Source organism: Hyphomicrobium sp., from assembly GCF_036262015.1.
In the GTDB taxonomy this organism is placed as follows: domain Bacteria; phylum Pseudomonadota; class Alphaproteobacteria; order Rhizobiales; family Hyphomicrobiaceae; genus Hyphomicrobium_C.
This window is the reverse complement of record NZ_DATAJR010000007.1, coordinates 72,203-87,820: the sequence shown is the minus strand read 5'-3', so window position 1 is coordinate 87,820 and position 15,618 is coordinate 72,203. Positions and strand designations below refer to the sequence as shown.

Annotated in this window: 15 protein-coding genes; 5 read left to right on the top strand and 10 right to left on the bottom strand. The window is 60.6% G+C overall.

The features are described from left to right. Positions 1-44: 44 nt before the first annotated feature. Complete coding sequence (locus VHO05_RS07280; protein WP_329645940.1) at positions 45-740, bottom strand: 5-formyltetrahydrofolate cyclo-ligase; 696 nt, start codon at positions 738-740, stop codon at positions 45-47. A 355-nt stretch (positions 741-1,095) separates the two neighbouring features. On the opposite strand from VHO05_RS07280, the gene VHO05_RS07275 reads away from it, so the two are divergent. After that, positions 1,096-1,323, top strand: coding sequence for a hypothetical protein (locus tag VHO05_RS07275; protein ID WP_329645939.1), 228 nt, complete (start codon positions 1,096-1,098; stop codon positions 1,321-1,323). A gap of 64 nt (positions 1,324-1,387) precedes the next feature. Here VHO05_RS07275 and VHO05_RS07270 read toward each other — a convergent pair whose 3' ends face one another. Then, positions 1,388-2,782 carry a virulence factor family protein gene (locus VHO05_RS07270; RefSeq protein WP_329645938.1) on the bottom strand — a complete coding sequence of 465 codons (1,395 nt, stop codon included), beginning with the start codon at positions 2,780-2,782 and terminating at the stop codon, positions 1,388-1,390. After that, complete coding sequence (gene mprF / locus VHO05_RS07265; protein ID WP_329645937.1) at positions 2,779-5,460, bottom strand: bifunctional lysylphosphatidylglycerol flippase/synthetase MprF; 2,682 nt, start codon at positions 5,458-5,460, stop codon at positions 2,779-2,781. The genes VHO05_RS07270 and mprF overlap by 4 nt, the downstream gene beginning before the upstream one ends. Before the next feature lie 206 nt (positions 5,461-5,666). Here mprF and VHO05_RS07260 point away from each other — a divergent pair, with 206 nt between their 5' ends. The 3 genes from VHO05_RS07260 (at position 5,667) to VHO05_RS07250 (ending at position 8,153) form a co-directional block, all read left to right on the top strand. Continuing rightward, positions 5,667-6,029, top strand: coding sequence for a hypothetical protein (locus tag VHO05_RS07260; RefSeq protein ID WP_329645936.1), 363 nt, complete (start codon positions 5,667-5,669; stop codon positions 6,027-6,029). A gap of 134 nt (positions 6,030-6,163) precedes the next feature. Continuing rightward, entirely contained in the window at positions 6,164-6,634 is a 471-nt protein-coding gene (locus VHO05_RS07255) for a hypothetical protein (RefSeq protein WP_329645935.1), read from the top strand. A gap of 133 nt (positions 6,635-6,767) precedes the next feature. Further along, a complete protein-coding gene (locus tag VHO05_RS07250) occupies positions 6,768-8,153 on the top strand; it encodes a S41 family peptidase (RefSeq protein ID WP_329645934.1) in 1,386 nt (461 codons plus the stop codon). Between the two features lie 22 nt (positions 8,154-8,175). On the opposite strand, the gene VHO05_RS07245 is transcribed toward VHO05_RS07250, so the two are convergent. From VHO05_RS07245 to VHO05_RS07230, 4 genes are all read right to left on the bottom strand, one after another. Continuing rightward, entirely contained in the window at positions 8,176-8,952 is a 777-nt protein-coding gene (locus VHO05_RS07245) for a 3-hydroxybutyrate dehydrogenase (RefSeq protein WP_329645933.1), read from the bottom strand. Further along, a complete protein-coding gene (locus tag VHO05_RS07240) occupies positions 8,949-9,707 on the bottom strand; it encodes an acetoacetate decarboxylase (RefSeq protein WP_329645932.1) in 759 nt (252 codons plus the stop codon). Before VHO05_RS07240 ends, VHO05_RS07245 begins: the two co-directional genes overlap by 4 nt. Continuing rightward, the gene (locus VHO05_RS07235; protein WP_329645931.1) at positions 9,704-10,849 is read right to left on the bottom strand and encodes a patatin-like phospholipase family protein; all 1,146 of its coding nucleotides are present in this window, start codon (positions 10,847-10,849) and stop codon (positions 9,704-9,706) included. The genes VHO05_RS07240 and VHO05_RS07235 overlap by 4 nt, the downstream gene beginning before the upstream one ends. A gap of 168 nt (positions 10,850-11,017) precedes the next feature. Further along, entirely contained in the window at positions 11,018-11,284 is a 267-nt protein-coding gene (locus tag VHO05_RS07230; protein ID WP_329645930.1) for a hypothetical protein, read from the bottom strand. A 797-nt stretch (positions 11,285-12,081) separates the two neighbouring features. On the opposite strand from VHO05_RS07230, the gene VHO05_RS07225 reads away from it, so the two are divergent. Further along, positions 12,082-12,348, top strand: a complete 267-nt coding sequence (locus VHO05_RS07225) for a hypothetical protein (RefSeq protein ID WP_329645929.1) — start codon at positions 12,082-12,084, stop codon at positions 12,346-12,348. 16 nt (positions 12,349-12,364) lie between these two features. On the opposite strand, the gene VHO05_RS07220 is transcribed toward VHO05_RS07225, so the two are convergent. The 3 genes from VHO05_RS07220 to VHO05_RS07210 all read right to left on the bottom strand — a co-directional run bounded on the left by VHO05_RS07220 (position 12,365) and on the right by VHO05_RS07210 (position 15,486). After that, positions 12,365-13,264 (bottom strand): dienelactone hydrolase family protein, encoded by a 900-nt coding sequence (locus VHO05_RS07220; RefSeq protein ID WP_329645928.1) that lies wholly within the window; start codon positions 13,262-13,264, stop codon positions 12,365-12,367. Positions 13,265-13,738: 474 nt separating this feature from the next. Further along, positions 13,739-14,497 carry a cyclase family protein gene (locus tag VHO05_RS07215; RefSeq protein WP_329645927.1) on the bottom strand — a complete coding sequence of 253 codons (759 nt, stop codon included), beginning with the start codon at positions 14,495-14,497 and terminating at the stop codon, positions 13,739-13,741. After that, on the bottom strand, positions 14,494-15,486 hold the full coding sequence (locus tag VHO05_RS07210) for a fumarylacetoacetate hydrolase family protein (protein ID WP_329645926.1): 993 nt from the start codon (positions 15,484-15,486) through the stop codon (positions 14,494-14,496). The genes VHO05_RS07215 and VHO05_RS07210 overlap by 4 nt, the downstream gene beginning before the upstream one ends. Between the last annotated feature and the right edge of the window lie 132 nt (positions 15,487-15,618).

Genomic DNA, 15,618 nt, shown 5'->3' with positions numbered 1-15,618 from the left:
CAGACAGGAAGCGTCAGCCGCCTGTGACGCCTGTCTGGTTCTCGTCATGTGCTCTTTCGTATGGGTGCCGTAAGTGGTTCCGTGCCGTCGACAATACGGTCCATAGGAATGTCGTGGGGCAATGGTCGAATGGTTGGTATGGCGCAAACCGGATGGCCGACTCCGATGGCAAATGGTCGAGGAGACAGTGCAGCGAGCGTTCGATCGAAAAAGCCGCCGCCATATCCAAGGCGGTAGCTATCGGGGTCGAAACCGACAAGGGGCGCGATAACAACCGTGGGAACGACAACCGGCCCGTCGGCCGGAAACAGAATGCCCAAAACACCTTTTTCGAGGCGGCATCCCGGATGCCACTCGCGAAACTCGAGGGGACGGCCTTTGCCGACGACGACTGGAAGCGCGATGCGAAGCCTGGCGCCATGCGCGGTTGTCATCCATGGCCTGAGGTCGGGCTCGCCGCGATACGGCCAATAAATGCTGACTGTCGTGTCTGCGCAGCGCGGGACGACGATGTCGAGTTGTTTTGCAATGCGCTCGGCGTGAGCGGTCCGCTCCGTCCCGCTTAAGGCCAGGCGCGCCGCGATTAGGCGTTTCCGTTCGTCTGCGCGCCATGCTGGAATGCTGCTCGTCGGAAGCTGTTCATCAAGAATCCTGTCGCTCTGCGCCACGTCGCTCCGCGCCATATGTTTGAGGCCGGGACGCGAGCCGAAGCGCTCCGCGTCCATATCGTTGTCGGTCATCTTTCCTCGCAAGCTCCGAAGTAATTGTTATTAAATCAATATCGCAATACGATAGAGTGAGTATGATCAGTTCCTGGTCTGCTGTCGAGCTATCGGCAGAGCCTGGAGAAGCAACGGATTTTTGGAGGCCTTCGGCGCATCGGTCGTCGTGCCAGACAGACACATCGCCCGGAAAAGAGGTCCGCTGCGCGCTTGACGCGCGATGTTCATGCTGAACGCGAGCGTAACCTCGCAATGCCATGCGGCAGTTCAATGCAATTGAGGCACTCAGATTTGACGCGACAGACAGGATTTTCTGTTGCAGCGGCCGAAACTTCCGGCAATTCTTACCGCAGTGCAGAAGAGAGGTGTTCAGATGTCACCGGAACTCAAAGCTGCCCTGGCCGCCGAGGACGCCGCAAAAGTGGCGAACGTCATATTGGCCCTGCCGGACCCAGATTTTCTCGAACTCGTTCATGAGTTGCGGTATCGCCGCCATTTGAATGCGGCAATTCACGCGCTCAACAGCTTGGCCGAGAACAAGGGGAACGGTGAAAGCGCCCGCAAGGCGATACGACGTCTAGGTCTGGAGCGGGGCGGCTGAGCACTGCGGCCGAACGCTAAGGACCGGAAGCGGATATCCCGCTCCCAGTCTTCGCGTTGATCCATCAATCCATCGTGCGCCGGCTGTCAGCATCCTTAAGCCGCTTGAGGATCTCGTCGGCAATCAACTGATAGTTCCCATCGAAGTGATGGCCGCCGGGGCGCTCGATGCGAGTCGCGCCGTCGAGTTCCGGAAACACGCAGGCCGTTTCGTTTTCCTCTTTCTCCTCGATACCGTAGAAGCACATGACTTTGGACTTCGGCAGTGCGGGAAGATAGCGCTTCACGTCGATATTGGTCGAAGAGGCCATTCCCAGCCAGCCTGAAACCGACACCTCGAGATCAAAAGTCGGCTCGAACCCGAGCAGAGCGATCAAGGTCGTGCGGGCCTGCGTGTTCGGCTCCAGTTCGGGCCAAGCCAGGGGCATGATGTCGGCGCCGAACGAATAACCGGCCAGGGCAAGCGACTGCAGCTTCCACTTGTCACGATAGTGGTCGGCAATGCGTTCGATGTCGGCAGCGATCTGTTTTCCTTCCTTCCGCTTCCAGAAGTAGCGAAGAGAGTCGACGCCAACGACCGCCACGCCGTGTTCCGAAAGATATTCGCCAATCTGTTTATCGATGTCGCGCCACCCGCCATCGCCGGAAAACAGGATGAGCAGCGTCGTCGCCTGGCCTTGCGCGGGCAGCTCGGTCAGAGGAAGGTCGGCCAGCGCATGTCCGGTGGGAGGTTTCATCGTAAAGAGGGCCGCAACTGCTGCATCGAAGCGGGCGGCGTCGTCACCGGGAACGACTTGGATCGCCGTGAGCTCAGGATTGTTCGCAAACGCTTTGACAGCATCTGACGCTGGCGCGTCGAGAATGAGTGTCCATGGTGCTGGCAGATCTTCCATGGGATCGTAGGTCACAGTGCCCTTTCCCTCGGACGCCACCGTCGCGCCGTCACAGATCGGGCGCTTGGTTGCGAAGGTCGGGCTGAAGCCAATGCTGACGCCGCCGCCAGCGGTATTGGACGGCGCTTGAGCAAGCGCCAAGTAGGCAAGCGTGCCGCCTTCGCCGACGCCAAGAAGAACAGGCCACTGCCAGTCGGTCATTCCGAGCTGCCGCTGGGCAACGCGCGACAAATCCTCGAAATCCCCGAACACATAGTGACACGTGTCATCGCTGTGCTTCGCAAAGACGGTCTTGAGAGAGGGGAGATCGATAAGGGCCACAGCGGCACCTTTCGCCGTGAGTGCTTCGGCCTGTATCGCTCGCGCCGCGTTCATGCCCTCCGCCCCGGAGATGAATATCACGAAGCGGCTCGGCTCCTCTTTCGGCGCGACGATTTTGATGTCGCCCAAAGTTTCCTGGTTGACGGTGATGCTCCGCGTTTCTGCATGCGCAGGAAGTGCGCCAAGTCCGGGTAGAAAAAGTGAGAGGCGGAAGAGAAGCCACAATCTCGGCGAGTGGAACGTCATGAAACAAGCTCCTCAGTCCGGCTGCGCGCCGGTGCACTTGAGATCAGCGTCGTAACATCCAGTAGAATTTGAGGCAGCAGCACGCCGCTCGGATAGGCGAGATATTTGGGCCGCCACTCTGGACGGAACTTGTTCTTGAACAACCTGAGCCCTTCGAACTTGTAGAACCGGTCACCGTGACGGGAAAGCCATGTGCCGAGCCGGCTCCAGAGCGGCGCGAGGCGATGTTGCGGCAAGCCGGAAAGCGGCGCCATGCCGAGGTTGAACCAGCGATAGCCTTCGCCTTTGGCGTTATCCATCAGTGCGGTAAAGAGAAAGTCCATTGTGCCGTTCGGCGCGTCGTGGCGCACGCGCATGATGTCGATGGACATCTCATGGCGGTTGGCACTTCGCCAGATGTTGGCGAAGGCGGCAATTCGGCCATGGATCCGAACCAAGCCCACATCGTGCAGCCTCATATAGGCATCGGTCCAGTAGCCGAGCGAAAAGCCTTTCTCTTTCTGTTTTTTCTCCGCCAGCCAGGCCTCCGAGACGCGGCGCAGGTCGGGGAGCAGGGGCTCGACTTCGGCAGCCGGAATAATTTCGAACGTGGCACCCATCCGCTGCGATTTGGACATCGCCTGTCTGAGTTTGCGCCCTTCTGCGCCCTCCAGCGTGAAGGTTCTGAGATCCACCCAAGCTTCCTCGCCCAGCTTCACCATGGAGAACCCGGCGTCGAGATAGAGGGGCAAATTGGTACTGGCGACTTGATAAAATGCCGGAATGCCGGAGTGGCGGTCGACCAGTTCTTTGAATTGCCAAACGAGCGCAGCCGGATCGGCATCTGCGGTCACGATGGGATCGCCCATCGCGATCCAACTCGAGCCCTGGGTGCCGTACATGACGAAACCGGTCTTGTCGGCATTGAACAGAAACCGCTTGTCGCCAATGAGGGCAAGATTTGCGCTCGAAAACTCCGATGCGTTGACGATTGGCGCAGCTGTCTTGAGGTCCTCGCGAGGTGCCGTATTGCTGACAGGCGCCGAGCGGTGCAGAAGCCGATAGGCCATCGTTGCAAGGACTGTGACGGCCACGCCCACGGTCGCGCGAAGGAAGCGCGAGGCGTCGCCGCGATAAGCGAAATCCCACCACAGCGAGTCATCATAAGAAACGTCGCGGAAAGCGAGAAAGCCGATCCAGATCGAGGTTATGGAGGCAAGACCGATCGCGAGAATTTCGCTCGACTGCAACGAGCCCGATAGGATGCCGCCCTTTCGATAGAACCATCGTCGTCCGACGATCAACAGACCTGCAATGGTAAGGCAGACGACCGCTTCCTCGTAGTCGATGCCTTTGAGCAGCGAGAAGGTCGCTCCGAGCAGAAGAAGGATGGTGGCGACACGCCAAGCGCTTTCGAGGCGTCGTGCAAGCCCATAAGCCACAATCAGAAGAAGCGTGCCGATGATGCTCGCAACGAAATGCGAAGCTTCGACAAACGGCAGCGGCACCGTATAGCGGAGGATGGCCATGCGCTGGTGCTCAGCCGGCAACGCGCCCGAAACCATCAAAATAAATCCGCCGAGAAAGACCAGGGTGGCCGAGACCAACGGGATGGAAGCGCCGAGTGAAGAGCCAAGCCGGGAGACGTGCTTCGTCAAGATTGCGTGACGTTCGCGGATCTCGACAACAGCGAGTGCAACCGCCGCAAGCACCATGGGCAGCAAATAGTAGACAAAACGAAAGAGAAGCAGCGACGCAAGCAAAGCGCTGGCCGGCACAGTGGGGATCGCCAGGAGAATGATGCCCTCGAAAACGCCGAGGCCGCCCGGCACATGACTGATCACGCCGAGCGCTATGGCCGAAGCGAAAATGACGAGGAAGGCAGGGAAGCTGAGGGTCACTTCTGACGGGAGCAGCGCCCAAAGCGCAAAGCCCGAAGCCAGGATGTCGACGGCACCGACCAGCAGAGCGAGACCTGTGACGGTGGCGTCTGGCGCGGGCACATTGAGGCCCGGCAGGGTTGGCCGTTTGGTGGCCGAAAACCACCACACCCAGGCCACCGATCCGAGTAGCAGGAGCCCGGCTAGCCGGGCTCCTGACTCAGGGAGTGACAGAACCGTTTGCGCGACGTCGGGTGCTGCTAGAAGCGCCACGCCGACAACCGCGGCAATGCCAATCCAGATCGCGAGCGTGGCGAATACGCTGGTTGCCAAAATCTGATCGGGCTTGATCCCCGCGGCACCGTAAAGACGCATGCGAACGGCGCCCCCCGTGAGAACGCCGAACCCAAAAGTGAATGTGAAGGCTTGGCTGATGAAAGAGGTGAGGGCCACCGTGCCGAAGGGGATGCGCGGCACACCGAGATGGCGAAGCGCGAGAACGTCGTAGCCCGTGAGCGCAAAATAGGAAATTGCGGTGCCGAGAGCCGCGAAGCCGATCTGATCGAGTTGGGTCGCGGCCAGCGCCGCGCGCACCTCATGCCACGAGGTGACTTCGATCTCGTGATAAAGCGCATAGGAAACAATGGCGAATAGAGCCAGCACCAGACCAGCTCGAACGCGCGCGCTTCCGATGAGACGCGCGAGGGTTCCCTGTGCCGCCTCCGTCACCGCTTCGTCCGGCTGCTCGCCCGTCTCGAGCCTGGCGGGCTCCGGAATTGCATCCGCCTGGGAGCCTGCTTTCGGAAACTGCTTTGCCATCCCAGCTCACTGCCCGCCATCTATGAAGCGGAAAATCGCCTAAACCCGTTCCTGATCTCAATCAACGCGTATTTCGGGCAAAAGTGGTACGAACCGGAACCAATTCCCAGGTCGCTCGGTAAAGAAACCGATATTGGCGGCCCCGGAACGCCTAGCTATTCGAAAGATGTGTCCTATGTGATGAACGAAGCACGAGGGCGTGCGCCGTGAAAAATCGGACTATATCCTGGAGCAACCGGCTCGCAATCTTGATGGCCATCGCATGGGGCGCGTTGGCGGGTTTGCCGTTTGTTTTCGGCGATGGCGACGGCCGTGTGGGAACGGGCCGCGCCGCCTCATCCGAGGCCGGGGTATTGTCTGCCGATATCGCGGAAGCCAAATCCGATTGGCCGGATTGCTTGTCTGGCCCCCTGGGCGAGGGCCCGAACGACACCCCTTCCATCACGGTTTCGCAGGCAGGCGACACGTGGGTGACACCCGCGGTCGTGGCGGTGCCGCAATTGCGCACTCAGCCCCTCGCTTTTGCCATTGTCCGTGATGGCTTGAGCCGCGGTCCTCCGTTGGCCTGACCCGATCCCAACTTGTCAAACGCGATACCCGGTTGCCGCTTGGAACTTGTCTGGGCGCGCCAACCGGCCCTCGCCGGGGACCGGACTGAGCGGACGGAAATCGCTCCCACGCGCATGATGAAGGAGACTACGACATGAAAGCGTTTTCAAAAATTGTAGGTGCCTGCGCGGCTGGCCTTTTGGTAATCGGCGTCGCCGCGGGCGGTGCCGTTGCTCGCGGCGGAGGCGGCGGTGGAATGGGCGGCGGAATGGTGGGTGGAATGGGTGGCGGAATGGGCGGCGGCGGGATGGGTCATGTGGGCGGCATGGGAGGTATGGGCGGTGGTCCGCACTTCAGTGCTGGACCTCATTTCAGTGCTGGACCGCATTTCAGTGGCCCCCACATGAACGGCCCGCATACCGCGCATATGAATCCAGGACACGACCATCACCCCGGACATGACCATGACCACGACCACCATCGGCACGTTGTCGTATTCGGCGACGGGTTTTGGGGCGACTACGGCGACTATGGATACGGCTATGGCTGTAGCTACGAGTACTCTCGCTGGAGGGCCACGGGCAGCCCCTACTGGCGCCAGCGCTACAATGATTGCGCCTACTAGAAACGGCTAGAATGAGCGCGGCCCGCCCGGACTGGACTCGCCGCAAACAGTGATGTGGCTGCGCGCCATGCCATGCTGGGAAGGCGCGCAGCCAAAGAAATGTAAAGCCCACAAAGGGGCATCAGGAGCTGTCATGACAAGGGTCTGGTCACGTTCCGTGCGGCGCGCTGCCGTCGTGGTGATTCTGGCGGCGTCGATGGGCGCAGCCTTGACTGTCCAATCGTTCTCCGCCTCGAGCGTCCACCGAACTGCACTCAACCACGAGCTCGACCTTTTTGGCGAGGTCGTCGATCTGGTTCGCGAGCGATATGTCGATACGCCGAGCGACAAGAAGATGATCGAAGGGGCAATCAACGGAATGTTGAGCGCGCTCGATCCCCATTCCTCGTACATGACGGACGATGAGTTCGAGAAGATGACCGGAGAAATTTCCGGTGAGTTCGGCGGCGTGGGACTTGAAGTCGAGGACGCACACGGCGGGATCCGCGTCGTGACGGTGCTGGATGGCACGCCTGCGTCGAAGTCGGGCCTTCAGACAAATGATACGATCGTGAAGATCGACGGCCAGGACACGTCCGGAATGTCGATCGACAAGGCGGTGACGATGATGCACGGAGCGCCGGGCACAAAGGTGACCTTGACTGTAACCCGCAAGGGATCGGACGCTCCGATTTCGGTGTCGCTGAAGCGCGACATCATTCGCGTTAGCCCGGTTCAGCAAAGGGCAGAGGGAAACATTGCCTACATCAGGATAGCAACCTTTAATGGGCAGACGGGCGAAAAGCTCGCAGCAGCCATTGCGTCCTCGAAGAAGGCCATCGGACCCGACATCAAGGGGTACGTCCTCGATCTCAGAAACAACCCAGGTGGGCTGCTCGATCAAGCAGTCGAGGTATCGAGCGAGCTAATTACAAAAGGCGGGATCGTAAGCATCAAGGGACGCAAACGTGCCGACAACGAAACGTTCAGCGCCGATAGCACCGACTTGACGAACGGCAAGCCGATTGTGGTCTTGATCAACAGTGGAACCGCGAGTGCTGCAGAAATCGTTGCCGGCGCCTTGCAGGATGACAAGCGGGCAATGGTCGTTGGCACGCGTTCCTTCGGCAAAGGAACAGTTCAGACGATTGTTCCGCTCGGCGGAAAGAATGGCGCCTTGCGCCTAACGACGGCACGCTACTTCACGCCGTCTGGCCGCTCGATACAGGCAAAGGGCATCGAGCCGGATGTCAACGTGGACGAGAAAATTCCGGAAACCATCAGGGAGACCTTGGCATCCGAGATCCTCAAGGGCGGGGAGCGCTCGCTCGCGAACCACTTGAAGAACCCGGATGGCGAAACCGCGCAGGAGAGTGAGCCGGCCGCAATACCCTATATCCCGGAAAATGCGAACGACGATACGCAGCTGCAATTTGCATTGGACTTCCTAAAGAAGCTTCCGGCGGGGGCGCAGCAAGTCGATATCACTGCGCCGCCACGTGAGATGGCAGCAACGACGCCTCGGCCCGTCGCGCCGTAGCAGACTGAGGATCGCTCGGACGTCAATTCATATGCCAGCCATGGCTGACGATAATGCTTTCGCCGGTCAGAGCGTTGGTCTTGAAGGCTGCCAGCACCAGCGCGATCTCGGCGATGTCCGAAACCATCGTGAATTCCTTGTCGACGGTTTCGCCGAGCATCACCTCTTTGATGACGCGCTCTTCCGTGATGCCGAGTTCCTTGGCCTGTTCGGGAATCTGCTTGTCGACGAGCGGGGTCCGCACGAAGCCTGGGCAAATGACGTTGGAGCGCACGCCATAGTGTGCCCCTTCCTTGGCCATCGTTCGGGCCAGTCCGAGGATGCCATGTTTTGCGGCCACATAGGCCGACTTTAGGGGAGAGGCTTCGTGGCTATGTACCGATCCCATGTAGATCAGAACCCCTGATTTTTGCTTGTACATGGGTTTGACGCACGCCTTCGTCGTGAGAAACGCACCGTCGAGGTGAATCGCCAAAAGTTTTTTCCAGTCTGCGAACGGAAAGTCCTCGATGGGGTGCACGATCTGAATCCCTGCGTTGGAGACGAGGATGTCGACTGTGCCAAACGCTGCGACGGTTTTCTCGACGCCCGCGTTGACCTGATCCTCTTTCGAGACATCCATCGCAACGGCGATTGCAGTCTTGCTGTCGCCGATTTCCTTGGCGGCGGCGGTAGCCGCATCCAAATTTAGGTCGGCAATCGCGACGCGGCCGCCGGCCTCTACGTATCGTTTGGCGATTGCGTGGCCGATGCCGCTGGCCGCGCCGGTCACGAGTGCAACCTTGCCATCGAGTTTCATGACGCAGCGTCCTTTCCGGGTTTGAGGTAGTCGTAAACGACTTTGCCAAGTCCGAGCGTAAGGTCGGCGAGAATGTGCGTTGCTGAAATCACCTCGCGAACGGGGAGGTCGGCGAGCGGTGCAAGCGCGTGCGGTCGGAGATCGAGCGCGGCGGGCCCGGTCCATGCGCCCTTCACGATCACGTCCTCGAGCCGGTAGTCGATCAGCTCGAGAATGCGCGGGGTTCCATCGACATGGGGAATGATCTTGAGCAGATAGTTGGGTGCCGCAAGCGTCGCGGCAACTTGCTCGAGATCCAACGCTTGGTGCTTGTAGCCCATCGTCCCGATCGCGACACGGACGGGACCGTAGTCCAGTGTTCCGATCAGCGTGTCCTTTTCCGGGCCGAGCGAGGGTTGCGCGTATTTCTTGGGAAAGCCCCACAGCTCGCGTCCGCCGTAGATCGGAGGTCCGTCGTTCAGGAACATTGCGTGGGTGTAACCGCCCTTGCGACCATTGAAACTCACCGGAATGACCTGCCCGGACTCCGTGTAGTCTCCAAAGCCGGTAGAGTCCGGCATGCGGATGAACTCGTACTTGACGATGGGATCGTCGAATTGAAGGGGCTCCGGAACGACAGCTTCGAGTGCCTCGCGGTCTGTCCGGTAGACGATGATCAGATACTCGCGATCAATGAAGCGATACGGGCCCGGCGGGAATGCAGGACTGGTAAGGGGCATCGCATAGGCGCGCTTTTTGACATCGGCGATATTCATAGGGCCACCTTCTGTTGAGGCGGATCGAGTTCCTTCGTGAGATCGAGAACAGTGACGCCGACCTCGGGACACTCGCGATTTTTCCAGGCGGGATGATCGAGCGTGCGTCGGACATCGTCCATTCCGTCACGCCAATGCTCGTCGATGGTAAAGCGAGAAAATTCGTAGTCGTTCGATTGCGTCGAGTAGACGGCGCGGCGATGGATGAGCTGGATGATGGTTATCGCCGCATCGCATCCGAGAGAGGACAGCACGTGCCAGTCCAGCGACGATTTCACATCGTCCGGCAACTTCTTTTCCAGGCGGCGGATGGCGCGGCGCATCGTCTGCATTTCTCGGAACACGTCGGTGTTCAAGCGCGTGCGGCTCGAGTAGCGGATATCTTTCTCGCGTTGGGTAATATCGAACAACGTGTCGGGGATCGGCCCTCTGGCGCTGAACAGATCGATTTGAAAAACGCACATGTCTTTGCGGGGGCCGCTTCGATCCAGCACGTACTGCAGCGGCGTGTTTGAAACGATGCCGCCGTCCCAATAGGCCTCCCCTTCGATGAGAACCGGCGGAAATCCGGGCGGAAGCGCACCGCTGGCCATGATGTGCTCTGGGCCGACCTTCTGCAGCGTGGTGTCGAAGTACTTCATGTTCCCCGTACGCACCTGAACCGCGCCGACGCTGAGGCGCACGGAACCGGAATTCAGGAGATCGAAGTCGAGCAGGTCGTAGAGGGTCTGACGCAGAGGAGTCGTGTCATAGAGGCTGATGGCCTCAAACGAACCGGGCGGCATGACGAACGCGGGGGGGAAGCGCGGCTCGAAGAAACCGGGCACCCCGGTCGTGGCAACCAGCGCCGCGCTCGCTTCGTTGAACAGCTTGCGCGACGTGTCATCTCTCGCGAGTGGAGAAACGAGGAGCCCGCTCGAAACGAGATCCCAGAAGCGCCGGAGGCGTTCGACGCGCCGCTCCGGAGGATTTCCGGCAATAATCGCAGCATTGACCGCGCCGATCGATATACCGGCGACCCATTGCGGCGCGAGATCAGCCGACGCCAGGGCCTGATAGGCACCGCCTTGATAGGCTCCAAGCGCGCCGCCCCCTTGCAGAACGAGCACGGTCTTTTCATCGGCGCGGCGATGATTTGCCATCGGGCTCTCTCGATCAGCAACCTAGGGGCGGATCAGACATTGATGTATGGCGCGCAAACATAGTCGCAAGGGCCGACGTGTGCCGAAGCCCATTGCCGAAATTTCAATAAGATCGTCCGTACTGAACGATTGGAAGAGCGCGACGAGGCCGTCCCGCGAAGAACCGGGCTATGCGCCGGAAGAATCCTTGACGCACTTCGTTGTGAAGCTCGTCTCAGCGGCGCCATGGAGCCCTTTGGCTTTTGCATCGGATGCGCATTTCGATTTGGCATCCTTCTCGCATTTGGTCATGAAGCTTGTTTGTGCGGCGCCGTGAAGTTTCTTGGCTTCGGCCTGCGCCTTGCAGGTATCCGCCAGAGCTCCGCCGGCGAGCATGCATGTCGCCGCCAGGATCAAAGACATCTGCGACGCCGACTTAAGAGCGATCTTGGACATTGTGTCCTCCGAAGGTTGCCACGCTAGAAAGCTTGTTTCCGCGCACGGAGCGGACAAGGGCGGGTGGCCTTACAAATCCGTATAGCCCCGATTTTCGCAGGCCCAGGGTGATGGCTCGTTATCTGCCGAGCCGCTCGCAAGTCGTTCTCCACTGCTTCTTGGTCATGTGCGTTCCGACATCCCAATCCGCCATGCACTCATCAAGAGATTTGCCGGAAGCGCCTCCGCCGCGCTTCAAACGGTTCGGCTCGTCACTAATGGAATTCGGCGACTGGACTGTCGAAGCATCGAGATTTCCGGTTTCACCGGATCCGGCGCCGGTGCTTGCCGAGTTTTCGCTTCCTCGCGACTGGGGGATGCTTTGGGGCGCCGGCGCCGAAGGCGAAGCGGAATTTGCACGGCCACTCCCGCTCTGCGCGAAGCTTAGATCGGCACAAAGAGTCAGGCAGGCCAAGGTGCAGCAAGCGAATGTAATTGGCTTCTCGGGCGTGGTCCGATTGAGCATGGCGCCGGCCATCCAAATCTCTTGCCAGTAAACGTGGAAGATCGGCGACCGTTCCCCCAGTGAAGGGGAATTCCAGGGCTTTCAGAGAACTACTGGTTAATGCTGGCTGCCAGCGGCACACCGAACTCGGGACGCGCGGGTTGAAGAGGGGGGAATGAGGGAAGGCCGGCCGTCGATCCAAGGGCATTTGGTCGGTTTTGCCCGAATACCCAGGTCAATGGATCTTTCGCTGGAGGTGGCACCATCGGGAAGGTTGCGCGTTGCGCTCCTAGGAAAAGAATGGAGGTGCCAGATGACGGACCATGTCGTCATCGTGCTCGATGGACCCGACAAGCCGGCGCGGCAATTTGCGCTTCTATATCCGGAGCGCGGTCAGAGGGTCGCCTTCGAGATCGCGAACGAGATCGTCGGGGCGCAGATCTCGGAAATGGTCGAAATGGAAAACGGCTTCAGCTTCGACCTGAGAGGAACCTTCTCGACCGGACCGCTGCGCGGCCAGCCGTTCCACGGCTCGTATAGCGTCGCTTCCCGAACGGGATCTCTAGTTCTCTATGGCTGACGCGAAAATTCGATCCTCAGGCTACACCGTGCTGCCTGAACCAGGAGAGGAGGCGCGCCCAGCCGTCCTTGGCTGGCTCGGCACGGTAACTTGGGCGATAGTCCGCATGGAAAGCGTGCGGCGCACCTTCGAACACGACGATCTCGCACGTCTTGTTCGCTTTCGCGCACGCGGCGCGCATCGCGTCCACCGTGTCTAGAGGAATGCCTTGGTCCGCACCGCCATAGAGACCGAGCATCGGCGCCTTGAGATCAGCGGCGATGTCGACTGGATGCTTGGGTGTGAGGTCGGACACGTCACCCGTGAGACGCCCGTACCATGCCACGCCGGCTTTGACCTCCGGATTGTGCGCCGCATAAAGCCAGGTAATCCGCCCACCCCAGCAGAAGCCCGTGATGCCGAGCTTGTCGATGTTGCCCCCGGACTTGGCGGCAAAGGCAACGGCCGCGTCGAGGTCGCTCATCACTTGGCTGTCCGGAACCTTCGCGACGATGGGGCGGATCTCGTCGATGCTCTTGAGCTTCGAGACATCACCCTGCCGCACGAACATTTCGGCGGCGATCGCGAAATAACCGGCCTTGGCAAGCCGCCGGCAAACGTCTTTGATGTATTCGTGCACGCCGAAGATTTCTTGCACGACCAGGATGATGGGGAACGGTCCCCTCTGCGCGGGCATCGCGCGGTAGGCTGGGATCGGACGATCCGCCGTTGGAATCTGAACTTCGCCGGCCGTGAGGCCTTCGGTATCGGTCGTGATGGCCGTCTCCGCGGCAACCGGCTGTGTCGCAAGCGCAAAGCCTGTCGCGAGTGTCGCGATCATGGCCTCGCGCCGTGAGGGCTCGAACTTCGGAAGCAGGCTGCGAAGGTCCGCGACGAAATTCGCAGCACCGGCGTCGTCATCGTACGAATTGCCCATGTCCGGTCAGACTCCCATTTGCTGCCCGTGGCCGTGAGACTGCCTCGCTTGAGCAGAAATGGGACTTGAGAGACCAAGATCAAGCTCGAGCCATTCGCGCAATGCGGGATCGGGTCAATCCTCGCGGCGACGCGGTCGCTTCTTCGCCGGCTTGACAGTCGTCTTCCGGTCTTGCGCCACGGCCTCCCCCTGGTTTTCGAGGCGACGGCGCCTATGGGCCTCGAGCCGCGATCGCTTGAGCAGGATCGCGTCGTAATTGGGGTGGCTCGGGTCAAGCTGGGTCGAAACCGGGTCGGACTTGCGCTTTGTCATGGGAGCCGTGTTGCGTGGGAATGTTATCCCGTTCTACAGGGAAAAATTCCCAACGACACCCCCGGCTGTAAGAAATTTGTGTTCAAGTTCCGTGGGCGGCCCAAAAGCCCCCTTCGGAGGCTTGCGAAGCCAATGGGTTAGCTGTGGCGCCCGTGGATTTCGTCAGCGCAGGAGCGCGACGACGCGCGCGGGAGCCGCCGACGCCCCGACAATCTTCAGCGGGAATACCGCCACCTCGAAACCATAGGGCGGCAGCGCTTCGAGATTTGTCAGTTGCTCCATATGCCAGTAGGGCCGCCGCTGGCCCACCCGATGCGCCTCCCAGAAGAGTGTCGCGTCCCCCGTTGCGCGCGACTTGGCAATTTGGGCCCGGAACGGCAGGTCCCATCCCCACTGATCGATGCCCATGATGGTGACGCCCCGATCGAGCAGCCATTCCGTCGAGGCGGCCGTCATTCCGGTGCCGGTCTGCCAGAACTCTTTCGTACCCATGAGCCGGTCACGCCCGGTCCGGATGAGCACGATGGTCCGGTCCGTGAGCGTGGCGCCAGACTTGGCGAGCGCCGCGTCCATATCCGCGACCGTGATGGGATCGCCGTCCGCTTTGTGCGAAAGATCGAGTACGACGCCGGGGCCGATACAGCGGTCGAGCGGGATCTCCTCGATCGTCTGAGCGGGCGCGCCGCCCGACGTCGGGCCGTAGTGCCACGGCGCATCGATGTGGGTCGTCGCATGAACGCCCATGCTGACCGTGTCGTCGGCCCAGCCCACGAAATCGCGCGGGAACAACCGGAACGGCAGCCCCAGCAGCCGCACCAGAACTTTCGCCATCCAGTGCGGTTTGTGCTTCACCTTGACCCGCATGAAGAAAGGATCGTCGCGGTTGAATTGCACGGGCTTCGAGAGATCGATGACTTTCATGGCGTGCTGTCCTTGGCGGCGATCAGGTTTGTGAGCGATCCGACACCCTCAATTGCGAGTTCGATGGTATCTCCGGAGGTGAGAAGACGGCCGGTTTCGATGCCGCTGCCACCGGGCAGCGTTCCGGTCGCGAAAAACTCGCCGGGGTACAAGCGTTCGGCGCGAGACGCATGCGCGAGCGCTTCGCCGAGCGACCATTGCGCGCCCGCGCTGGATGGCTCGGAGATCAATTGCCCGTTGATCCGCACGGAGCCCTTGAGATCGCGCCAGCGGGGCAAGATTTCATCGGCGCTGACCACGACCGCGGAGATGCCGTTGCGGAAGTGCTTGGCCTTCTGTGGCCCGAAGCCGGACCGCATCTCGGCTCGTTGCACGTCGCGCGCGCTGAAGTCGTTGACGACGACGAAGCCGCCGATGGCGCGTTCGGCATCATCGGGGCTCGCGTTGAAAAGCTCATGCGCCAGCACGAACCCAAGTTCGAGTTCATAGTCGAGCGCATCGGTGTAAGAGGGGATCGCTACCGCTTCGCCGTCCGTCACGAACGCCAGATGGTTGCCCATGTAATAGATCGGCTGCCGATACCAGAGCGCGTGCGGCTTGAGAGCCGGGAACGGTGCGCCGAGCACGGCTTCGTACGCGCGCACGATCGGCAACACGCCGGGCATGAACCTCTGCACGAACCCGCGCGCCGCATCGATCGCGTGACGCTCGTAGAGCATGAAGTCGCGGAACGACTTCGGCTCGAAGGGGAGGTGCACGGACTGAGGCTCGCCGGATGGCGGCAAGCTTCTGGCCGCCTCATTGATGCGGCCGAGCACATCAGCGGGTGCGCCGAGGAGCGCAACCGCGTCGCTAGACCAGCACACGATATCATCGGCGGCGAGTTCGCCCCTCAGGCTGCTCAACGCGACGGCTGTATCCACCCAGCCGTCGCCGGCACCAATCTGAACGATCGGCTGTCCACCCGTCGAGACCCGCCTGAGCTTCATGAGCACCCTTGAGGTTAACGCGGCACGATCGCGCCCGGCGCGGAATCTGCAGTCTCCATAGCATTCGATACGGGATGCCGTTAGGCCTGTTGCAGTTGCCCGCTGACTGTCGTCATGTCATGCAGCATCCAA

Excerpts from the sequence above, each read along its gene's own strand:
- VHO05_RS07220 (WP_329645928.1), bottom strand. The coding sequence starts at position 13,264 with ATGGGCAATTCGTACGATGACGACGCCGGTGCTGCGAATTTCGTCGCG.
- VHO05_RS07210 (WP_329645926.1), bottom strand. The coding sequence starts at position 15,486 with ATGAAGCTCAGGCGGGTCTCGACGGGTGGACAGCCGATCGTTCAGATT.
- VHO05_RS07245 (WP_329645933.1), bottom strand. The coding sequence starts at position 8,952 with ATGAAACTCGATGGCAAGGTTGCACTCGTGACCGGCGCGGCCAGCGGC.
- VHO05_RS07215 (WP_329645927.1), bottom strand. The coding sequence starts at position 14,497 with ATGAAAGTCATCGATCTCTCGAAGCCCGTGCAATTCAACCGCGACGAT.
- VHO05_RS07280 (WP_329645940.1), bottom strand. The coding sequence starts at position 740 with ATGACCGACAACGATATGGACGCGGAGCGCTTCGGCTCGCGTCCCGGC.
- VHO05_RS07250 (WP_329645934.1), top strand. The coding sequence starts at position 6,768 with ATGACAAGGGTCTGGTCACGTTCCGTGCGGCGCGCTGCCGTCGTGGTG.
- VHO05_RS07275 (WP_329645939.1), top strand. The coding sequence starts at position 1,096 with ATGTCACCGGAACTCAAAGCTGCCCTGGCCGCCGAGGACGCCGCAAAA.
- VHO05_RS07270 (WP_329645938.1), bottom strand. The coding sequence starts at position 2,782 with ATGACGTTCCACTCGCCGAGATTGTGGCTTCTCTTCCGCCTCTCACTT.
- VHO05_RS07255 (WP_329645935.1), top strand. The coding sequence starts at position 6,164 with ATGAAAGCGTTTTCAAAAATTGTAGGTGCCTGCGCGGCTGGCCTTTTG.
- VHO05_RS07235 (WP_329645931.1), bottom strand. The coding sequence starts at position 10,849 with ATGGCAAATCATCGCCGCGCCGATGAAAAGACCGTGCTCGTTCTGCAA.
- mprF (WP_329645937.1), bottom strand. The coding sequence starts at position 5,460 with ATGGCAAAGCAGTTTCCGAAAGCAGGCTCCCAGGCGGATGCAATTCCG.
- VHO05_RS07225 (WP_329645929.1), top strand. The coding sequence starts at position 12,082 with ATGACGGACCATGTCGTCATCGTGCTCGATGGACCCGACAAGCCGGCG.
- VHO05_RS07240 (WP_329645932.1), bottom strand. The coding sequence starts at position 9,707 with ATGAATATCGCCGATGTCAAAAAGCGCGCCTATGCGATGCCCCTTACC.
- VHO05_RS07230 (WP_329645930.1), bottom strand. The coding sequence starts at position 11,284 with ATGTCCAAGATCGCTCTTAAGTCGGCGTCGCAGATGTCTTTGATCCTG.